Origin of the sequence: Verrucosispora sp. WMMA2044, from assembly GCF_027497155.1 — a bacterium.
Classification (GTDB): domain Bacteria; phylum Actinomycetota; class Actinomycetes; order Mycobacteriales; family Micromonosporaceae; genus Micromonospora; species Micromonospora palythoicola.
In genome coordinates, this window is the sequence record NZ_CP114913.1 from 3,487,075 (window position 1) to 3,507,090 (window position 20,016).

Consider the following 20,016-nt stretch of genomic DNA (forward strand, 5'->3'; position numbering starts at 1 on the left):
CATGGCGAGAGCGAGGATTCGGGCGAGCACGCCGGCTCAGGTCGCGTGCAGGCTGGCGGCGAGACGGGTCAGGTCGGCCGGGGCTGCGGCGGACCGGGCCACGACCGCGACCAGGTTCCGCGCCGCCGGCCGGTCACGCACCTCGCCGCGAGCGGTGCGTTCGGCCTCCAGCAGCGCCCGCCCGGCCCGGGACGTCTCACCGATCCCCGCGTACGCGCGGGCGACATCGAGCAGGTACGCGGCCCGGTGCTCTGGCGGTAGCCACCGCCAGCCTGGGCTGGCCAGCAGTCGTTCGTGGCGTACCGTCGCCGTTGGAAGGTCTCCCCTCGCGGCCTCGACGAGCACACGGGCCGTCTGCACCGCCGCCGGGCCGAACCCTTCACCGCCGAAACTCCCCTGGTCGGCCAGTTCGACGGCCTGGTCGACCAGCCCTCGGGCGCTGTGTTCGTCGGCTCGGTCAGCGGCAGCCAGGGCCGCCTGAATCAGGAGCCTCCCGCGCAGCGACTCCACGCCGGCCGGAGGCTGGGCCCCGGGTCTGGGTCCGAGGCGGTGAGCGGCGACGACGGCGGCCCGCAAGGCGGCTCCGTTTCGGCCGCAGCAGCGCAGGGCCTGACACAGCGGTACGGTGGCGACGGCGGTCAGCTGCGGATCCTCCGAGGCCAGGGCGACGGCCATCCCCCGGTCGGCCGTCAACCACGCCAACTCGCCCTGGTCCACCTTGACCATGGTCAAGGCGATCAGACCATAGACCGGCACCAGCAGAGTGTCGGTGAGCCGGCCGATGCGGGCGGACCGCACGGCGTCGAGCAGACCGGGCAGCAGGGAGAGCAGCGCCGGATAATGCGCGTGCCGGTAGCTCTGCTTCGCGTGTTCGAGACCGGCCCGTATTTGCGCGACTTCGGGCGGACGGGGCGGGGCCGGCACGTGATACTGGGCCAGCGCCGCCCGGATCCGCTCCACACCGGTGTCAGCATGTCCCGGCCGCGAGGGCCGTTCGGCGAGGAGGACCTGCACGTCGATCCGAAGGGCGTCGGCGATCTCCCGGAGGTTCGACACCCGTTCCAGCCGACGTGCCCCACGCTCGATCTTGTCGACCCAGCTCTTGGACTTGCCGAGCCGGTCCGCGAACTGCTGCTGCGTCATGTTGCGCCGTACCCGCCACTGCGCGACCCGCCGCCCCACCGGCACCTCATTGACCGCGCGACGCTCACGCATCTGTTCCTCCTTCAGGTCAGGGCGGGGCAGCACGGGACCACCCCGCCCACCACAAAGCACTCCGCTGCTGACGAGAGAACCTCTGGCGACCCAAACTTAGCGTACACTGTATACACAGTCAACACTGCACGCACAGGATGCAGAGTCGGCGTGGCATGCTCGACGCGCTGACGAGAGGCCGTTGCCATGCCCAGACAACCTGTGTACGAGCAGATCATCGCCGACGTGATCGCGTCGATACGGTCCGGCGCGCTCCAGCCCGGAGCCAAGCTTCCGTCCATCGCGCAACTGTGCGAGCAGTACCAGGCCAGCCCAACACCGATCAGGTTCGCGCTCCGGATTCTCGACGAACGAGGCTGGATCGAGGTTCACCAGGGCAAGGGGTCGTTCGTGGCGACAGAACCGCCCTCCTGATCCGACGCCCGCCCCCCTCTCCGGTGGCCCCGGCGAGATCTTGGTTCGGGAGTGCCCTTGAGGGGGCGGTTTCGGACCAAGATTGTTTCTGCGGCCGAGGCGGCGGTCAGCCGAGCGCGAGGGGATCTCGGGCAGTAGGTTGGGGCGGTGAGCGGACGGTTCCCGATCGAAGACGTCTCCCCCGTCGTCTCCTGCGGTCGCTACCCGGCCCGTGCGGTGGTCGGCGAGGTGGTGCCGGTGTCGGCGCGCGCCTACCGCGAGGGGCACGACGCGCTCGGCTGCAACGTGGTGTGGCTCGGCCCGGACGGGGTGGCCCGCCCGTTCACCCGGATGCGTCCGGGTGAACCCGGCCAGGACCGGTGGCACGCCAGCATCGTGCCGGACGCGGTGGGCGAGTGGAAATTCACCGTCGAGGCGTTCAGCGACCCCTACCTGACCTGGCACAACGCGGTCACCAAGAAGATCGCCGCTGGCCAGGGGCCAGCCGAGCTGGCCAACGACCTCGCCGAGGGCGTACGCGTGCTGAGCGCCGCCACCAAGCTGGTGCCGAAGGGCGAGCGGGCCCGCCTCAAGACGGCCGCGAAGGCCCTCGGTGACGCCAAGCGGCAGTTGCCCCAGCGGGTGAGTCCGGCGTTGGAGCTGGCCGACCTGCTCTGGGCGCATCCGGTGCGGGAGCTGGTCACCACCGGCGAGGAGTACCGCCTCTGGACCGACCGCGAGCGGGCCCTCTTCTCCGCCTGGTACGAGTTCTTCCCCCGCTCCGAGGGGGCGATCCCGGCGACCGTCGACGCGCCGGCCCGCTCCGGCACCTTCGCCACCGCCACCGAGCGGCTGCCAGGCGTGGCGGCGATGGGTTTCGACGTGCTCTACCTGCCGCCGATCCACCCGATCGGCCGGGTCAACCGCAAGGGCCCGAACAACAGCCTGCTCGCCGGGCCGGACGACGTGGGTTCGCCGTGGGCGATCGGCGCGGCCGAGGGCGGGCACGACGCCATCCACCCCGACCTGGGTACGCCGGAGGACTTCCGCGACTTCGTCGCCGCCGCCGCCGAAGCGGGCCTGGAGGTGGCGATGGACCTGGCGTTGCAGTGCGCGCCGGATCACCCGTGGGTGACCGAGCATCCAGAGTGGTTCACCACCCGGGCCGACGGCAGCATCGCGTACGCGGAGAACCCGCCGAAGAAGTACCAGGACATCTACCCGCTGAACTTCGACAACGACCCGGAGGGCATCCGCGCCGAGGTGCTGCGGGTGGTGCGGCACTGGGTCGGCGAGGGCGTGAAGATCTTCCGGGTGGACAACCCGCACACCAAGCCGGTCGACTTCTGGCACTGGCTGATCTGGGAGGTCAAGCGGGTCAACCCGGACGTGCTCTTCCTCGCCGAGGCGTTCACCCGGCCGGCGATGATGCACGGGCTGGCCAAGGTCGGGTTCACCCAGTCGTACACGTACTTCACCTGGCGGACCTCGGCCGCCGAGATGCGCGAGTACTGCACGGAGCTGGTGGCGGCGGCCGACTACATGCGGCCGAACTTCTGGCCCAACACGCCGGACATCCTGCACGCCTCGTTGCAGCACGGTGGGCCGCCGATGTTCAAGATCCGGGCGGTGCTGGCCGCGCTGCTGTCCCCGTCGTGGGGCATGTACGCCGGCTACGAGCTGTTCGAGCACGTGGCACGCCCCGGCGCGGAGGAGTACCTCGACAACGAGAAGTACGAGCTGCGGCCCCGGGACTGGGCCGGCGCCGAGGCGCGGGGCCGGTCGCTGGCGCCGTTCATCACCACCCTCAACCGGGTACGCCGGGAGAACCCGGCCCTGCGCCGGCTGCGGAACCTGGTCTTCCACGACATCGACAACCCGGCTCTGCTGTGCTGGTCCAAGCACGATCCGGATACCGGCAACACGGTGCTGGTGATCTGCTCGTTCGACTCGCACACGGTGCAGTGGGGCAACACCACCCTGGACATGCCGGCGCTGGGCCTGGACTGGCACGACCGGTTCACCGTGCACGACGAGCTGACCGGTGCCCGCTACGACTGGGGGCAGCGCAACGCCGTCCGGCTCGACCCGTACCTGCAACCCGCGCACGTGCTCACCCTGCGCCCCGTCGCCGCGGCGTCGCCGTCGACCGGGCCGGGCGCGTCCGGGCCGGCCGACGCCGGATCACCGGGTCAGGGCGGCACCGAGCCGGTCACCCTGACCGTTGAGAACGTGCCCGCCGACCTGTCGGGCGGCACCGCACCGACCGCTCCCGCCCAGAAGGACGACACCCGATGGACCAGCTGATCTCCGGGGAGATCCACGACCCGCACGCCGTGCTCGGCGCGCACCCGGCCGACGGGCATACGGTGATCCGCACCCTGCGCCGGGGCGCGGGCGACGTGAGCGTGCTGGTCGGCGAGGAGCGGCACCCGATGAAACGGGTGCACGACGTCGGTGTCTTCGAGGCCACCGTGCCTGGCGAGGTGCTCGACTACCGGCTCGATGTCGACGGGGTACGCCACGACGACCCGTACCGTTTCCCGCCGACCCTCGGCGAGCTGGACCTGCACCTGATCGCTGAGGGCCGGCACGAGCGGCTGTGGGAGGCGCTCGGTGCCCGGGTCGTCGACGGCGGGGTGGCGTTCGCGGTGTGGGCGCCGAACGCGCGGGGCGTGCGGCTGGTCGGCGACCTGACCGGCTGGGCACCCGACGACGGCTGGCCGATGCGGTCACTCGGCTCGACCGGCGTGTGGGAGATCTTCGTGCCCGGGGCCACCGCCGGCAGCCGGTACAAGTACCGCGTGCTGGGCGCGGACGGGTACTGGCGGGACAAGGCCGACCCCCTCGCGGCGTACGCGGAGGTGCCGCCGGCCACCGCGTCGGTGGTGCACCGGTCGACCTTCGAGTGGTCGGACGCCCAGTGGCTGGGCCGGCGGTCGCGGCGGCAGCCGCACCAGGAGCCGATGAGCGTGTACGAGGTGCACCTCGGCTCGTGGCGGCCCGGCCTGGGCTACCGGGAGCTGGCCGAGCAGTTGACCGCGTACGTGGTGGAGCTGGGCTTCACCCACGTGGAGTTCCTACCGGTGATGGAGCACCCGTTCGGCGGCTCGTGGGGCTACCAGGTGACCGGCTACTTCGCCCCGACCGCCCGGTTCGGCGATCCCGACGACTTCCGGTACCTGGTGGACCGGCTGCACGCCGCCGGCATCGGGGTGATCCTGGACTGGGTGCCCGCGCACTTCCCGAAGGACGAGTGGGCCCTCGCCCGGTTCGACGGCACCCCGCTCTACGAGCATCCCGATCCGCGCCGGGGTGAGCATCCCGACTGGGGCACCTACGTCTTCGACTTCGGTCGCCGGGAGGTACGCAACTTCCTGGTCGCCAACGCGCTCTACTGGCTCGACGAGTTCCACGTCGACGGGCTGCGGGTGGACGCGGTCGCCTCGATGCTCTACCTGGACTACTCCCGCCAGGACGGGCAGTGGACGCCGAACGTGCACGGCGGCCGGGAGAACCTGGAAGCCATCGCGTTCATGCAGGAGGTCAACGCGACGGTCTACAAGCACCACGCCGGCGTCATGATGATCGCCGAAGAGTCCACCGCCTGGCCGGGGGTGACCCGGGCGACCAGCGACGGCGGGCTCGGCTTCGGGTTCAAGTGGAACATGGGCTGGATGCACGACACCCTGCTCTACACCTCGAAGGACCCGATCTACCGGCAGCACCACCACCATCAGCTCACCTTCTCCCTGGCGTACGCCTGGAGCGAGAACTACACGCTGCCGATCAGCCACGACGAGGTGGTGCACGGCAAGGGCTCACTGGCGAGCAAGATGCCCGGCGACACGTGGCAGCGGCTGGCGAACGTCCGGGTGCTGCTGGCGTACATGTGGGCGCACCCGGGCAAGCAGTTGTTGTTCATGGGGTGTGAGCTGGCCGACGACCGGGAGTGGAGCGAGGAACGCGGCCTCGACTGGTACCTGCTGCACGATCCGGCACGGGCCGGCGTGCAACGCCTGGTCGGCGACCTGAACCGGGTCTACCGGGACACCCCGGCCCTGTGGGCGCAGGACACCTCCCCCGCCGGTTTCCGCTGGCTCGCCGGTGACGACGTCGCCAACAACACCATCTCGTTCGTCCGGATCGCGCCCGACGGGGCGACGCTGGTCTGCGTGGCCAACTTCTCCGCGCTGCCGCTGGAGGACTACCGGATCGGGTTGCCGGCCGCGGGTGCCTGGGCGGAGGTGGTCAACACCGACGCCCACCACTACGGCGGCTCGGGCGTCGGCAACCTGGGCACGGTGCACGCCGAGAACGTGCCGTGGCACGGCCAACCGGCCTCGGTGGCGCTGCGCGTACCGCCCCTGGGCGCCCTCTGGCTCCGCGCGGCATGAGCAGCGAGCAGTGATCAGTAGGGCGAGTGGCACGGTTGGAGACAGTCGAGACTAGTGCGCCGCCACGGCGGGCGAGATCGATGAGTTGACCCTTTTCCCGGTCGTCCGCTCCATACCGACCACGCACCCCGCGTGACCAATAGTACGCTTTGTCCGATATGGCAGTTATCGGGGTGACGCGGGGAGCGCCATGTTCTGGAGGCGTGGCACCCAGCTTTGCCCTGCGTCCGCTAGCGCACCAGCCTGCGATACCTCTCGGTGACGGCTGGAGACACTTCCCGACGCGGCCACCAGGTGGCCGGTTTGTCTAGGCCCAACTTCACAGACGGCGGGCGGCCGACCATGCCAGCCGACGCGGTCGGCGTGTCCCTCGCCCCGAGCACCTCAGCGCACTCGAATACCCCCGGGCCCTCGACCGGCCGACCAGGGACTCCGGCGGTCGCTTCATGGATAGCCACCGCAGTGATCGGACGCGCGGTCAGCGCCATCGTGCCGCTGGCGCTGATTCCGGTGACGCTGTCGTATCTCGGCCCTGATCTGTACGGGCTGTGGATGGCGGTGCTCGCTCTGACCGGCATGGCTGCCTTCGCCGACCTGGGACTCGGGAACGGCCTGCTCACCCGGCTGGCGCCGTGTTGCGCCAGTGGTGACAGCCGACTGGCCCGCGGTTACGTCACCAGCGCCTACGCGATGGTGACGGGCATCGCCCTGAGCGGCTGCGCCGCGCTGTGGCTCATCTCGGGGCTGATTCCCTGGCGAACCGTCTTCAACGCGCCAGATTCCATTGCACCCGCCGACGCCCGCACCTTGACCCTAGCCTGCCTGACCGCGTTCTTGCTGAACATGCCCCTGTCGCTGGTCAACCGGGTCCAGTTCGCGTATCGACTCGGAGCAACAAGCAACCTGTGGCAGGCGGCCGGAGCGGCTTCCTCGCTGCCGCTGGCGCTTGGCGCAGTGCATATCGGCAGCCCCGCTGTCGCGGTCGTCGCTGCCGCCGTCACCGGCCCGGTGCTGGTCAACGTCGTCAACACCGCCTGGACGTTCGGTCGCAGGCTGCCTGACCTCGCTCCGACATGGCAGGCCCTGGACCCCGCAACCGGCCGGCAGCTACTGAGGATCAGCGGCTTGTTCGGCGTCGTCACGATCCTGATGACCGTCGCCGACAACGCGGACAGTTTGATCATCGCGCACACGCAAGGTCTCGCCGAGGTCACCGCGTACGCGGTTCCGGCCCGGTTGTTCATACAGCTCGGCGTGGTCGTGATGCTGGTGAATCAGCCATTCTGGCCGGCACACGGCGAAGCGCTGGCCGCCGGTCGGGTGAGCTGGGTCCGCCACACCGCGCGGCGGATGGTCCTCGTGTCCACGGTCATCGTGCTGGTGCCGGCCACCGCCCTGGTCCTGTGCGGTGAGTGGCTGTTCGTCACCTGGTTGTCGGTGCCGTTGGTGGACGATCGCTGGCTGTTGCCGGGCCTGGCCCTGTGGTGGCTGGTCGTGGCGGCCACCTCACCGATATTCATGGTGCAGAACGCCGCCGGAGTCGTCCGACCGCAACTTATCGGCTACGCCGCCTATCTCGGTCTGTCGCTCGTCGGCAAATGGTACGGCGCGAAGTGGTTCGGCATTTCCGCCGTGCCGTACGTCGGCGCGGCCTGCTATCTGCTGACTGTCGTCCCGGCGGCGATACACGGCTACCACCGGGCGTTGGCCTCCCGGGCACTACCCGAACATGCGAAAGGTGATCTGCGATGACACGTCCTCGTGACGATTCGCCGCACGGTGGCGGATTCCCCAAGGTGCTGGTCGTCGGACACATGCCGTTCGACCGCTCCACCGGCACGACGATCACATTGTCCAACCTGTTTCACGGCTGGCCGAAGGACCGCCTGGCGCAGGTCTACACCTCTGGTGCCGAGCCGTCGACGGAGGTGTGCGAGGAATTCCTGCAGTTCCCGCCGCGCGAGCACTACCCCCGCCCGCAGTATCTCGCGCTTCGGATGCTGGGGTGGAACGGCACCGGCCCGGTCCAGAACATGCCGGCACTCGCCGCAGTTCGCGACGCCGCGGACCGGCGGTCCACCGTGGCGTCCTGGTACACGCATCTTGTCGCGCTCGGCGATCTCAGCCCACTGCGCCTTCCGCCCCGGGTCGCCGACTGGATGCGGCAGTACCGACCCGACCTGGTCTACTCGATGCTCGGCAGTGTCCGACTGACCCGGCTGGCGGCCCACGCCGCCCGGCTCTGCGGGGTGCCACTGGTCCCGCACTTCACCGACGACTGGCCAGCGACTTTGTACGGTCGTCGCGAGCTGTGGGGCGTCGCGGCGTCGCGGTTGCACGCCGCGGTCCGCGACCTCATCAGGCTCGCCCCGTGCGGCATGGCGATCAGCGAGCCGATGGCCGAGGAGTACCAGCGCCGGTACGGGATCCCGTTCGACGTCTTCACCAACTCGGTGGACGCGGACTTCTTCGCCGCGCCACCGCCACCGGTGGCGCCTGAACGGGACCGTCCGACGAACCTCGTCTATGTCGGAGGGCTGCACCTGGGTCGTTGGCGGTCGCTGCTCAGCATCGCGGCCGGCGCGGCAGCGATCAGCACCGCAGCCACCCCGGTCCGGCTCACCGTGCACTGTCCGACCGAGGACGCCGACCGCTACCGTCGCGAGTTCGCCGGTTATCCCGGCGTGCACTTCGGGCGGTCGCTGGCCAGTCACGAGGTGCCCGCCGTGCTCGCGGCAGCGGACATCCTGGTGCACGTCGAAAGCTTCGCCGAGGACACCCGGCGCTATACGCACTATTCGGTGTCGACCAAGATTCCTCAGTACCTGGCCGCCGGCCGACCCATCTTCGGGCACGGTCCGGCCGAACTCGCCTCGATGGCGTACATCCGGTCGGCCGGCGCCGGGATCGTGGTCGGGACACCTGAGCCGGACGTGGTCACCGAGCAGTTGTGGAAGCTGTGTCTCGACTCTTCCTCCTGGCGGGAGTACGCAGGCAACGGTCGGGCGCACGCGGAGCGCCACCACCGACGGGAGCGGGTGGCGACGCGGTTCGCCGAGGTACTCCAACGGGCCGCGCGATCGAGCCCCACACCGACCGGGACGAGGGAAAGACTGTGAATCGCTCAGGAGAGTGGATCGCCTGTGTCGGCCCGTTCCTCTTCCCCTGGGGCGACGCTAGTTCCCGCCGAGTTTTCGGCCTCGTCGGCTCGTTGGCGGCCGCCAACCAGCAGGTTGTGGTGGCCAGTGGCGATTCGCAGCCACGCGTACCGACGCCGGTGCCCGGCTTCGACGGACCGGGCACCGTGTCCCACGTGGGCCTCGGCGAGGCACCAGCGGCGGACGCGGGCCTGCTCCGCGTCTCGGTGCGGGCCTTCGTCACATGGGGTCGACGCACGGTGCGCTGGCTGGAGGAGCAGCCGACGAAACCGTCGCACGTGCTCCTGCACGGCGGGCAAGCACAGTACGCCCACCAAATCATCCGCTGGTGCAGCCGGCATCGGGTGCCACTGGTGGCTGACGTGGTGGACTGGCATGACGGACGCTACGTCAGGGGCGGCAGGTTCGGTCCGCTGAACGCCAGCATGAAGTTGGCGCTGCGGTACCACTACCCGCGCTGCGACGGCATCATCGCCATCAGCGCCCTGCTCACCGAGTACTACGAGGCGCGCGCTCGTGCGGTGGTGCGGGTACCGTCGACGGTGGACGTGGCAAATCTTCCTCTCCTCGCCCCGAAGGGTCGACGCGGAGCCGCACTCGTCATCGCCTACGCGGGGAATCCCGGCCGGAACAACAAGGACCTGCTTTCCCACGTGGTGCTCGCCGCGCAGCGGGCACACTGCGCACAGGCACCGGTCGAGCTGCGCATCCTCGGCCCGTCCCCCGACGAGGTGCGTGCGCTGATCGGTGGGGCGCTGCCGGACAATGTACGCGCACTGGGACGGCTGGCACAGCACGAGGTTCCGATCGCGGTGCAGCAGGCCGACTTCACGGTGCTGCTGCGCCGGCCGGAGCGGGCCTCCAACGCGGGATTCTCCACCAAGTTCTGCGAGAGTCTCGCCAACGGGGTACCGGTGATCGCGAATCTCACCGGCGACATGGCTGAGTACCTCCACCACGGGGTAGAGGGGCTGGTCTGTCCCGATTACTCCGTGGAGAGCGTGACGCAGACCCTTCGCGTTGCGGCGCGGCTCAGCGATCGGGACCGGGCGCAGCTTCGGGTGGCGGCGCGGGAGCGGGCGCTGAAGTCCCTTGACTACCGCGTCCACGCCGTCACCCTCGGCGAATTCTTCGATCGCCTGCACGCCTGACCTTCCGCGTACGCGGCGGCTGGTGCGGTGACTACTGCGGATTCTCCGTCAACCAGTGGTCCAACTCGTCGTTTTTGACCGCCTGGTACAGCGCGGCGGCGGCAGGCCTGTCCGCAAGGACGACGCTCTGGTCACCGATCATGCCAACTCCGGCGGTGGGACTGGTCAGCATTGTCACCCGGTCGGCCCTGATCCTGCGGAGACGCCAGGCGGTGTCCCCAACGGCCAGATCCGCGTCGATCTGCACGGCACCTGCGAGTCTTCGCAGAAAGGTGTTGAGACGCGCCGGTTCGACGAGGATGCCCGCGCGGGTCACCTCTTGCAACACGGCGGTGAAGATCGCTTGTTGGTGACGAATCCGGCTGAAGTCGCCGTCGGCGAACTGATAGCGCTCACGGGCGTACTCGAGGGCGACCGCGCCATTCATCCGGTGCGTACCCGGAGGAAAGACGGCACCACCTGCGGCAAAGGACCTGAACGGCGCATCGACGACCACCTCTATCCCGCCGAGCCCATCGATGATTTCAGCGAACCCGGCGAAGTCCACAACTGCGACGTGGTCGACCCGGACACCGGTGAAATCCTCGACGGTTCGTACGAGCAGCGGTGCGCCACCCCAGGCGTAGGCAGCATTGATCTTGGCATGCCTGGGCCGGTCGGCCGTGCTGGCCGTTGGGACGTTGACCCAGGTGTCACGAGGGATGGAGATGACGTACGCCCGGTCCTGGCTCGGCGGGACGTGCACAAGAAGAATGCTGTCGCCACGTTGCGCCGCACCAGGCTGTTCAGCCTGGTCCGTACCGATCACGAGGAAGTTGAGCGCCTCATCCGGCGCCGGCCGCTGCTCGGCGGGGATGCGCTCGAAGGCGTCGACGCGCCGGATCTCGGCATCAAACGAGCGAAGGTAGAGCCAACCGCCGACGCCGGCACCGGTGATCACCAGCAGGGCCAGGGCGGCAACCAGTGCCACCGCCCTGGTCCAGCGGTTGCGCAACACATTGGGCCTGCGCAGTTCCATCGTCACCTCATTCTTGACGCCTGATGCCCGCCCAATCGTGGTGCCGACGGACCGTGGAAAGGACGAAGTCGACCACCCGGCGTGAGGTGTCGGGAACTTGGTAGTCAGCCGGGCAGGGCACCCCCGCAGCAGAGACCTGATCCAGCGTCACCCCGACCGCCTCGACCACGCCCGACGGCTCCAGACCGGTCATGATGATCCCGCCGGCATCCAGCGCCTCCGGCCGTTCGATCGACTCGCGCAGAGTGACGGCCGCAAAGCCGAGGATGGCGCTCTCCTCGCTGATGGTGCCGCTGTCCGACAGCGTGCATCGGGCATTTCGTTGTAGCTGCACGTAGTCGAAGAGGCCGAAGGGTTCGTGGAACTCGATGCCGTCCAGGCCGGTGGGATCCGCGGCGAGCGCCTCCAGTCGCTTGCGGGTCCGCGGATGGGTGGAGACCAGCACCGGTAGCTGCCACTCGTCACGGACCGCACGAAGGCAGTCGAGCAGGCTCGTCAATCGCGCCGGATGATCGACGTTCTCCTCCCGGTGCGCGCTCACCACGAAGTATCCGTTCGGCACCAGGTCGAGCTGCTCCAGAATGCGTGAACTCCGGATGTCCTCGACGTAGTGGTCGAGCACCTCACGCATGGGCGAGCCCGTGTGCAGGATGCGACGGGGATGCAGCCCCTCGGCGAGCAGGTTACGCCGAGCGTGCTCGGTGTAGACCAGGTTGAAATCAGCCACGTGATCGACCAGACGGCGATTGGTCTCCTCGGGAACGTTCAGATCGAAACAGCGGTTGCCGGCCTCCATGTGGTAGACGGGCACCCGCATCCGCCGTGCCATCAGTGCTGCGATGCAGCTGTTGGTGTCGCCGAGCACGAGTAGCGCGTCCGGCCGCACCTCGTCGATCGCCTGCTCGACGCCCGTCAGCACCCCGGCGAACACCCTGGCCAGCGAGGAGGTGTCGACCCGCAGGAATCGATCGGGTTCCCGCAACCGCAACTCAGCGAAAAAGACCTCGGACAGTGCCCGGTCCCAGTTCTGCCCGGTGTGTACCAAGACATGATCCAGCGTACGGTCGAGCCGGTCGATCACGCGGGACAGACGGATGATCTCGGGCCGGGTGCCCACCACGGTCATGACGCGGGTCATGGCGCCACCCCTGTCGTCTGTGCCGCCGAATTACCTACGGATTCCGGGTAGGTGTCCGGGTGAGTCGGGTCGAACAGCTCATTGGTCCAGAACAGCGTGAGCAGGTCATCCGTACCGGTATTGATGATCTCGTGGGCCCACATCGTCGGCATGTCCACCACAACCGGCGAAACACCGCTGACCGGGAAGCTGACCACGTCTCGGTACCCGACCCGTCGCAGCCGGATCTCGGCGGTGCCGCGAACGACCGCGAAGCGTTCGACCTTCGCCAGGTGGAAGTGATTCCCGCGACTGACTCCCGGCCGGGTCGTCGACACAAAGGTCTGCCCACCGCCACCTCGGGCCCGGACGACCTCCGTCAGGCTCCCTCGGTTGTCGCTGCGGTCGGTCAGCGGAAGCGGCATGTCAGCCGGAAAGCAGTGCGATCGGTACGTGTTGAACATCCGCACGGCGTGCCGGTCGGACAACGCCGGAAACTCCCCGGACCGGTAGAAGGTCGCCAGGTCAGTCAACCATTCAGCGAGGCGTGGCACGTCGATCCGTAGTGCCGGCATGGTCGAGTCCCAGGTGTGCCCGGATGGCAAGCCGATGAGTCGTGCCGCGGCATCCTGCACGTGCACCAGTGCCAGTTCGTTGTCGACTCTCACCTCCGGCCGGCCGCCGTCGGCGAGGATCCGGCAGAAGGTCGCCACCACCGAGTTGTAGAAGGGCCGGCCGTGTTCGCCGTAGAGGTTCGGCAACGGGACGTCGTCGAAGTCGTAGCCGACGCCCGAGGCAGCGGCCAGTGCGCCAGCCGCCGCCGCCTTGCTCTCGCCGTACGGCGTCGCGTTGCCGGCCTGCACCGAGTTGGCGAACACGACCCGTTTCGGCGGGGCGGGACATCGTCGAAGGGCATCGGCCAGGGACTTCGCCGAGTTCACGTTGCCGGCGACCACGTCGGCCGGACTACCCCGATTGACACCCGCGAGATGCAGGAGCAGATCCGCGCCAGCGATCCGGTCGGCGGCAACCGCCGGAACGGCCAACTCCGCTTGGGTCAGCACCGTCGGCGCGGGCCAGCCCACCGCCCGGAGTAGTACCCGGACATGCCAGCCGAGAAATCCGCCGGCACCGGTCAGAGCGACCTTCATGACACCAGCACCGGCTCGCGCAGGGACAGTTCTGCTCGAATCGGAGGAAGGTTGAGCAGCACCTCCCTGACTCCGGACACGTCCAGGCGCGGTGCGTTCGCCGAGTTGAGTTCCTGCACCACGGCGGCCCCCGCGATGGCGAGACTGTGCGGCAAGGACTGCACGCCACGGCCCTCCATCGGCACCCGCAGGAAGTCACCGAAGTCGTCAGCCCGCGCCACCTCTTCCGCGCTGGCCAGGCACTCGTGCAGCTTTTCACCGAGACGGATACCGACCACGTCGAGCTTCTCCGAGACATCGAACAGCTGGCACAAAGCCGTGGCCAGATCTCCCACCCGGCAGGCGCTGGCCTTGTGGATGAAGACATCGCCGGGGCGGGCGTGCGTAAACGCGTGTTCGACCAGTCGCACGGAGTCCGCCAACGACATGAGGAATCGCGTCATGTTGGGATCGGTGACGGTTGGTGCCCGCCCGGCCCGGATCTGCTCCACGAACAGTGGAATGACCGAACCACGTGAGTACATGACGTTGCCGTAGCGGACACACGAGACGGTCGTGTCGCTGGCGGGATGGTTGCGAGCGTGCGCCTGGGCCAACTTCTCCATGATGGCCTTGGTCATCCCCATGGTGTTGACCGGCTGGACCGCCTTGTCGGTGCTCAGCAGGACGACCGAGCGCACCCCGTTACGCTCGGCCGCCTCCACCACGTTGGCGCTGCCGGAAACGTTGGTTCGCACCGCCTCGATAGGGAAGAACTCGCAGGCCGGGACCTGCTTGAGGGCGGCGGCGTGGAAGATGTGGTCGATGTCGCGGCTGGCACGCAGCACAGTCTCGAAATCCCGGACGTCACCGAGGTGGTAGCGCACGCGATCATCCGGGAGGGCGTGGCGCATCGCGTCCTGCTTGGCCTCGTCTCGGCTGAGAACCCGTACCTCGGCAACGTCCCTCTCAAGCAGTCGACGGACCATCGTCTGGCCGAACGAACCGGTGCCGCCGGTGACGAGGACCGTCGCGTCGGGCTCAAATGGTGTCATCAAGATCCCCTTACAGCTGTCACTACTGCCAAAGCGGAGGCGCTTCCCCTGAAGGAGGTTTACCGGATACAGAGGCACGAAAGGCGCAATCTGCCAAAAAGGGTACTTAAGTGTGGATTAGGCTCTGGATTGGTAGCGTCGCATCGCAGCAGAGATTCCGATCCGGTCCGCGCGGCGGCGGCCTGCCGACCGTGCACGATCCGTGTAGCGGGGCGAGGACAACCGGAAGGTGCTGTAGGTGGCATCTGTAGATGCGCAACGCGGCGGGGTCCAAGGAGCACACCGTGGCGGTGGGACCGACACGGCCTGGCACCCCGATCCACCAGAGTCCGGCCAGCGGGAGCAGCCCGGCCCGCTGCGGATCTGGTTTCCCCTACTCCTGGCCCTCTGCTGGATGCTCGGCACCTTCGCGGTCTTCTGGCTCAGCGACTTGGACCAACGGGTGCCGAACAAGACCCAACTGTGTGTCTTCGTGTTCAGTGCCACAGGCCTGTTCGCCTTCGGATACGCCGTCCAGGCCTGGCGCTGCAAACCAGACAGATTTCTCTCCGTCGCGCCTACCGAGTTCACCAGGGCTCGGAAACTGCTGTTTGTGGGAGTCGGCTATCACGTCGCGGTGAGCGCCGTCGCGATGGCCACGCTGGGGGCGACAGGTCCGACAAGTGTCTGGTCCAACGTGCGTGATCCAGCCAACGCCTACTTCGACAAACTGGACGCATACGAGCAGGGCGTCGGCCAGGGTAATGGGACCCTGACACTGCTGGCGCTACTCGGCGTCTGCGGCACCATGTTGGCACCGCTCCTGGTGGTGTACTGGCACCGCCTTTCCTGGCCGGTACGGACGGTCGGCCTGCTCGGCCTCGCCTTCCACGCGACGTACTACCTCTTCGTCGGCACGCTCAAGGGCCTCGGCGACGTCGCGGTCATGCTGGGGGCGGGACTGCTCGTCGTCGCGGTGACCGCCCGCCGACGCCCGGGTACCCGACGCGGCAGATTGCTCGCGCTCGCTGCGATGATCGCCGTCGCCTTCACGGCCTACATGGTCTTCAGCCAGGCGGCACGGAGTACCGTCTCCGGCACGAGTGACATGGTCAGGGCAAGCCCGACCGTGGCGAGTGTGGCCGGTCCCCACGTGGCCAACGGTGTCGCCGCAGTGGTGTTCTACCCAACCCACGGCTACCTCGGACTGGCGCACAACCTACAGGTGCCGTTCGAGTGGTCCCGTGGCCTGGGCAGCGCACCCGCCGCGACCATCCTCGCCGAACAGCAGTTCGGCGCGGACGCGTCGGCCCACCCGAGCTATCCGAAGCGTACGGAGAACGCGACCGGCTGGCCTGCCCAATTGTACTGGGCGACGATCTACCCCTGGCTCGCCTCTGATCTCACCTTTCCCGGCGCCGCCCTGTTCATGGGCCTGGTCGGGTGGTTCTTCGCCCGGGTGTGGTTGGAGGCCACCCTCGCCCGACGGGTGCTGCCACTACTGATCTTCGCTCAGCTCTGGATCGTCATCGCCTACCTGCCGGCCAACAATCAAATCGGCATGTCCCCGGAATCCGTCAGCGGAATGATCACCCTGTTGGCGCTCTACCTGTGCCGATCTCGGCCTGCGCGGCGGGCCGCATAGGTCCAGATCCGGCCCCCAGGCCGCGCGGTTCAGCTCAGACCAGGCCAGCGTCGCGCAGCAGGGTCCACAGTCCGGCGCCGTCGGGAGCGGAGAGCCACTTCTGCCCCACCGGCCCCTCGGTGGGGTGGCCGTGCGGGACGGGCAGGCTGCCGGCGAGCACCGCCTGGGTGGGTGACAGCCGGCGGATCGCCACCCCGGCGACGTTGTCCGGGTGGGCGACGGCGAACTCGCGGTAGATCTCCTGGTCGTGCTGGCCGTCGTCGCCGACGAGCAGCCAGCGTACGTCGGGGAACTCCTTGGCCAGCCGGGCCAGGGTGGCGCGCTTGTGCTCCCGGCCGCTGCGGAACCAGCGGTCCTGCGTCGGCCCCCAGTCGGTCAGCAGCAGCGGCCCGGCCGGGTAGAGGTGCCGGGACAGGAACCGGGTCAACGTCGGTGCGACGTTCCACGCGCCGGTGGACAGGTAGAACACCGGCGCGCCGGGGTGGGCGGTGACCAGCCGCTCGTAGAGCACCGCCATGCCGGGCACCGCGGCGCGGGCGTGCTCGTCGAGGACGAAGGTGTTCCAGGCGGCGAGCAGTGGTCGGGGCAGCGCGGTGACCATGACCGTGTCGTCGATGTCGGAGAGGATGCCGAAGCGCACCTCCGGGTCGAGGATGCGCACCGGCGCCTCGACCGGATCGGCGTCGGGCAGGCTCAACCGCACCGAACCCCAGCCGGGTGGCAGGCCCGCCTCGACCACCGTGTCGATGAAGCCGCTGCGGTCGGCCCGCGCCTCGTGCACCACCCCGCCGGTCTCGATGGTCACCGTGACGTGCTTGGCCGGCAGGGTGGTGAAGCTGCGCCAGCCCCGGACCTTCTCCAGCCGGCCACGCTGGCGGGTGTCGGGCCGGCCCAGCAGCACCCGGCACATCACCCGCACCCAACCGGGCCCGCCGTAGCCGGTGTACGCGATGATGTTGGTCCGCCAGCCGGTCCGGCGCAGCCGGCGTTCCACCAGGGCGTGCACGGCGTCCTCGATCCGCGCGGCCCGGTGCAGGTTCGGTATGGCCAGCTGGCCTGCGGGAGTGGGTGGCACGCCAGCAACCCTGCCACAGACCGGCCACCTCGGCCACGCGAGCTGTGCCGAACCGCCACGCCCGGCGTGGCCGTCGTGACACACTCCGGTCGGGACGGCGACGGGGGCGAGGTCGTGCCACGAGCAGCGGCGGAACCAGGGCGACAGCGGGGGCGGTGGCGGCCACGGCTCGACCGGCCGGCGCTTGTCGCGCTGCTGTTCGGGATGGTCGGAGTCGGTTACCGGCTGGTCCTGGTGCTGACCACGGTGCCGGTCTCCAACAGCGACGAGGCGACCTTCGGGCTGGCCGCGCTGCACATCGCGCAGGGCCGCGAGCAGCCGATCTTCCTCTACGGCCAGCGGTACATGGGCACCCTGGAGTCGTACCTGGCCGCGCCACTGCTCGCGGTGACCGGACCGAGCTGGCCGATGCTGCGGCTACCGGTGCTCGCCCTCTACGCGCTGTTCCTCTGGTTGATCCACCGGTTGACCCGCGGGATCTGCTCGCCGTGGTTCGCCACCGTGGTGGTCGGGCTGCTCGCCCTCGGTTCCGAGCGGGTCGTCCGGGATCAGGTGACCGCGGTCGGCGGGCGGCCGGAGGTCAAGGTGGCGGTGCTGGCGATGCTGCTGGTCGTGGTGGCGCTGGCCCGCGGCACGGTACGGCACCGGACGCTGGCCGTGGGCGGCTTCGGGCTGCTCGCCGGGGTGGCGCTCTGGTCGGACTGGCTGATCGTGCCGTACCTGGCGGTGGCCGGGCTGGCGCTGGTGTGGACGCTGCGCCGGGAACTGTTCGGCCGGGCGGGGCTGCTGCTGGTGATCGGGTTCGCCGTCGGGCTCGCCCCGATGGTCCGGGACAACCTGGTGGCCCCGCCCGGGCAGGACTCCCTGTCGGTGTTGCGTGGCGTCAGCGGCGAGAACGGGCCGGTGCCGCCGTGGTCGCAGCGGCTCGGCGGTGGGCTGTTGGAGGGGGTACCGCTGGCCGCCGGGCTCTGCCCGGTCGACGGCTGCGCCCGGTGGCAGGCGTGGTTCGGCCTGCTCTACCCGCTGCTGCTGCTGGTGGCGGCGGCGCTCGCCGGGCTGGCGTACCGGCGGGCGTGCGGGCGCCACGACCGGGTCGGCCCGGTCGTGCACCTCGCGCTGCTCGCCGGCGCGGCGCTGACCCTGCTGGCGTACGTGCGCAGCCCGCTGGCGGCGGCGGATCCGCTGGGCAACGCCCGCTACCTGTCGGTGCTGCAACTGTCGCTGCCGGCGGTGCTGTGGCCGTTGTGGGTGGCGGCGGTCGCCGCCCGACGGGGCACGGCCGGCGTGGCGGGCCGGGTGGCGGGGGTGGCGGCCACCGCCGTGCTGGGCGCGCTGGCGGCCGCTTCGCTCGTGGTGACCGTGCTGTTCGCCACCACCGGCGCGGATCCCGGGCGCGTCGAGGAACGACAGGCCCGGCAGTTGGCCGACACGGTACGCGCGGCCGGTCTGCGTGAGGTGTACGGCGAGTACTGGACCTGCAACCGGCTGGTCTTCAACACCGCCGAGGAGGTGGTCTGCGGGGTGATCGACGGCAGCCTGCACCCGGGCCAGAACCGGTACCCGGCGTACTGGTGGCGGCTGGCCCGGGCACAGCGGCCCGGGTACGTGCTGGCGGCCGACGCCCCGGCGGACCGGCGGCTGCGGGAACTGCTCGGCGGCCGGGCCGACGCGGCGCTGCTCGCGGAGGTCGGCGGTTTCCGGGTGTACCACCCACCGGAGCCGCTGCGGCCGTGGCGTTAGAGTCACCCATGCTCATCCTGCTGCCGCCCTCGGAGGGCAAGGCCGAGGCCGGCTCGGGCCGCCGACTGGACCTGGACCGGCTCTCCCTGCCGGAGCTGAACCCACGGCGGGAGGAGGTGCTGTCCGCGCTTGTCGCCCTCAGCGCCGGGCCGCCGGAGACGGCGCTTGCCGCGCTGGGCCTCGGTGCCGGGCAGCACGGCGAGCTACGGCGCAACGCCCGGCTGCGGCAGGCCGCCACCGCGCCCGCCGGCCGGATCTACACCGGCGTGCTCTACGAGGCCCTCGACCTGGCCGGCCTGCCGGCGACGGCGCAGCGCGCGGCGGCACGTCAGGTGCTGGTCAGCTCCGGTCTGTGGGGCGCGGTGCGGCTGACCGACCGGATTCCGCCGTACCGGTGCCCGATCGGGGCCCGGCTGCCCGGCGTCGGCGCGTTGCCGGCGCTGTGGCGTCGGGATCTGGGTGCCGCGCTGACGGCGGCGGCCGGTCGCGGCCCGGTGCTGGACCTGCGTTCCGGGGCGTACGCGGCGGCCTGGACACCGCGTGGCGAGTTGGCCGAGCGCACCCTCACCGTGCGGGTGCTGCACGAGCGGGAGGTCGACGGGGTGCCGGTGCGCTCGGTGGTCAGCCACTTCAACAAGGCCACCAAGGGGCGGCTGGTGCGGGATCTGCTCCTCGCCGGTGCCCGGCCACGTTCCGTGGCCGCGCTGACGACGACGCTGCGGGACCTGAAGTACCAGGTGTGCGAGCAGGCCACCACGCCCGGCCGACCGCGTCAGGTCGACGTGATCGTTTCGGAGCTGTAACCAGACGCAAGATTTCCTCAAGGCTGGACCGGATCGGTACCACCGGTCGGTGTCCCGGGTCACCGTAAGAGGACCCGACGCGACGAGGAGGCCCTCCGGTGGTTGCCGAACCGATCCTGCTCGACCGGTCCCGCCCGTCA

The 20,016-nt window shown here is 69.6% G+C and carries 15 protein-coding genes; 9 read left to right on the forward strand and 6 right to left on the reverse strand.

Features of this window, described 5'->3' with window-relative positions; genetic code table 11:
* Positions 1-36 precede the first annotated feature (36 nt).
* Positions 37-1,215 (reverse strand): helix-turn-helix transcriptional regulator, encoded by a 1,179-nt coding sequence (locus O3597_RS15810; protein WP_281601603.1) that lies wholly within the window; start codon positions 1,213-1,215, stop codon positions 37-39.
* Positions 1,216-1,401: 186 nt separating this feature from the next.
* Here O3597_RS15810 and O3597_RS15815 point away from each other — a divergent pair, with 186 nt between their 5' ends.
* The 6 genes from O3597_RS15815 (at position 1,402) to O3597_RS15840 (ending at position 10,314) form a co-directional block, all read left to right on the forward strand.
* Positions 1,402-1,629, forward strand: a complete 228-nt coding sequence (locus tag O3597_RS15815; protein ID WP_281601604.1) for a winged helix-turn-helix domain-containing protein — start codon at positions 1,402-1,404, stop codon at positions 1,627-1,629.
* A gap of 147 nt (positions 1,630-1,776) precedes the next feature.
* Positions 1,777-3,915 carry an alpha-1,4-glucan--maltose-1-phosphate maltosyltransferase gene (locus O3597_RS15820; RefSeq protein ID WP_281601605.1) on the forward strand — a complete coding sequence of 713 codons (2,139 nt, stop codon included), beginning with the start codon at positions 1,777-1,779 and terminating at the stop codon, positions 3,913-3,915.
* Entirely contained in the window at positions 3,903-6,005 is a 2,103-nt protein-coding gene (gene glgB / locus O3597_RS15825) for a 1,4-alpha-glucan branching protein GlgB (protein ID WP_281601606.1), read from the forward strand. The genes O3597_RS15820 and glgB overlap by 13 nt, the downstream gene beginning before the upstream one ends.
* A gap of 462 nt (positions 6,006-6,467) precedes the next feature.
* Positions 6,468-7,757, forward strand: coding sequence for a lipopolysaccharide biosynthesis protein (locus O3597_RS15830; protein ID WP_281601607.1), 1,290 nt, complete (start codon positions 6,468-6,470; stop codon positions 7,755-7,757).
* Positions 7,754-9,124 carry a glycosyltransferase gene (locus O3597_RS15835; protein ID WP_164445332.1) on the forward strand — a complete coding sequence of 457 codons (1,371 nt, stop codon included), beginning with the start codon at positions 7,754-7,756 and terminating at the stop codon, positions 9,122-9,124. The genes O3597_RS15830 and O3597_RS15835 overlap by 4 nt, the downstream gene beginning before the upstream one ends.
* Before the next feature lie 119 nt (positions 9,125-9,243).
* The gene (locus O3597_RS15840; RefSeq protein WP_281601608.1) at positions 9,244-10,314 is read left to right on the forward strand and encodes a glycosyltransferase; all 1,071 of its coding nucleotides are present in this window, start codon (positions 9,244-9,246) and stop codon (positions 10,312-10,314) included.
* Positions 10,315-10,345: 31 nt separating this feature from the next.
* Here the strand turns inward: O3597_RS15840 and O3597_RS15845 are convergent, their stop codons facing one another.
* The 4 genes from O3597_RS15845 to O3597_RS15860 are packed head-to-tail and all read right to left on the reverse strand — an operon-like array spanning position 10,346 to position 14,712.
* A complete protein-coding gene (locus tag O3597_RS15845) occupies positions 10,346-11,332 on the reverse strand; it encodes an LCP family protein (RefSeq protein WP_164445334.1) in 987 nt (328 codons plus the stop codon).
* 7 nt (positions 11,333-11,339) lie between these two features.
* Positions 11,340-12,458, reverse strand: a complete 1,119-nt coding sequence (gene wecB, locus O3597_RS15850) for a UDP-N-acetylglucosamine 2-epimerase (non-hydrolyzing) (protein ID WP_235944349.1) — start codon at positions 12,456-12,458, stop codon at positions 11,340-11,342.
* Between the two features lie 8 nt (positions 12,459-12,466).
* Positions 12,467-13,600: an NAD-dependent epimerase/dehydratase family protein gene (locus tag O3597_RS15855; protein WP_281601609.1), complete on the reverse strand. Its 1,134-nt coding sequence runs from the start codon at positions 13,598-13,600 to the stop codon at positions 12,467-12,469.
* A complete protein-coding gene (locus tag O3597_RS15860; RefSeq protein ID WP_281601610.1) occupies positions 13,597-14,712 on the reverse strand; it encodes a polysaccharide biosynthesis protein in 1,116 nt (371 codons plus the stop codon). The genes O3597_RS15855 and O3597_RS15860 overlap by 4 nt, the downstream gene beginning before the upstream one ends.
* Positions 14,713-14,872: 160 nt before the next feature.
* On the opposite strand from O3597_RS15860, the gene O3597_RS15865 reads away from it, so the two are divergent.
* Positions 14,873-16,258, forward strand: coding sequence for a hypothetical protein (locus tag O3597_RS15865; RefSeq protein WP_164445337.1), 1,386 nt, complete (start codon positions 14,873-14,875; stop codon positions 16,256-16,258).
* 34 nt (positions 16,259-16,292) lie between these two features.
* Here the strand turns inward: O3597_RS15865 and O3597_RS15870 are convergent, their stop codons facing one another.
* Positions 16,293-17,333: a phosphatase domain-containing protein gene (locus tag O3597_RS15870; RefSeq protein ID WP_164445338.1), complete on the reverse strand. Its 1,041-nt coding sequence runs from the start codon at positions 17,331-17,333 to the stop codon at positions 16,293-16,295.
* A 75-nt stretch (positions 17,334-17,408) separates the two neighbouring features.
* Here O3597_RS15870 and O3597_RS15875 point away from each other — a divergent pair, with 75 nt between their 5' ends.
* Both O3597_RS15875 and yaaA read left to right on the forward strand, forming a co-directional pair.
* Positions 17,409-19,073: a hypothetical protein gene (locus tag O3597_RS15875; protein ID WP_281601611.1), complete on the forward strand. Its 1,665-nt coding sequence runs from the start codon at positions 17,409-17,411 to the stop codon at positions 19,071-19,073.
* Positions 19,074-19,081: 8 nt separating this feature from the next.
* Positions 19,082-19,876: a peroxide stress protein YaaA gene (gene yaaA, locus O3597_RS15880; RefSeq protein ID WP_281601612.1), complete on the forward strand. Its 795-nt coding sequence runs from the start codon at positions 19,082-19,084 to the stop codon at positions 19,874-19,876.
* Positions 19,877-20,016 lie beyond the last annotated feature (140 nt).

Coding starts and splice junctions, on each gene's coding strand:
- yaaA (WP_281601612.1), top strand. CDS start 19,082: ATGCTCATCCTGCTGCCGCCCTCGGAGGGCAAGGCCGAGGCCGGCTCG.
- O3597_RS15835 (WP_164445332.1), top strand. CDS start 7,754: ATGACACGTCCTCGTGACGATTCGCCGCACGGTGGCGGATTCCCCAAG.
- O3597_RS15815 (WP_281601604.1), top strand. CDS start 1,402: ATGCCCAGACAACCTGTGTACGAGCAGATCATCGCCGACGTGATCGCG.
- O3597_RS15845 (WP_164445334.1), bottom strand. CDS start 11,332: ATGGAACTGCGCAGGCCCAATGTGTTGCGCAACCGCTGGACCAGGGCG.
- glgB (WP_281601606.1), top strand. CDS start 3,903: ATGGACCAGCTGATCTCCGGGGAGATCCACGACCCGCACGCCGTGCTC.
- wecB (WP_235944349.1), bottom strand. CDS start 12,458: ATGACCGTGGTGGGCACCCGGCCCGAGATCATCCGTCTGTCCCGCGTG.
- O3597_RS15810 (WP_281601603.1), bottom strand. CDS start 1,215: ATGCGTGAGCGTCGCGCGGTCAATGAGGTGCCGGTGGGGCGGCGGGTC.
- O3597_RS15855 (WP_281601609.1), bottom strand. CDS start 13,600: ATGAAGGTCGCTCTGACCGGTGCCGGCGGATTTCTCGGCTGGCATGTC.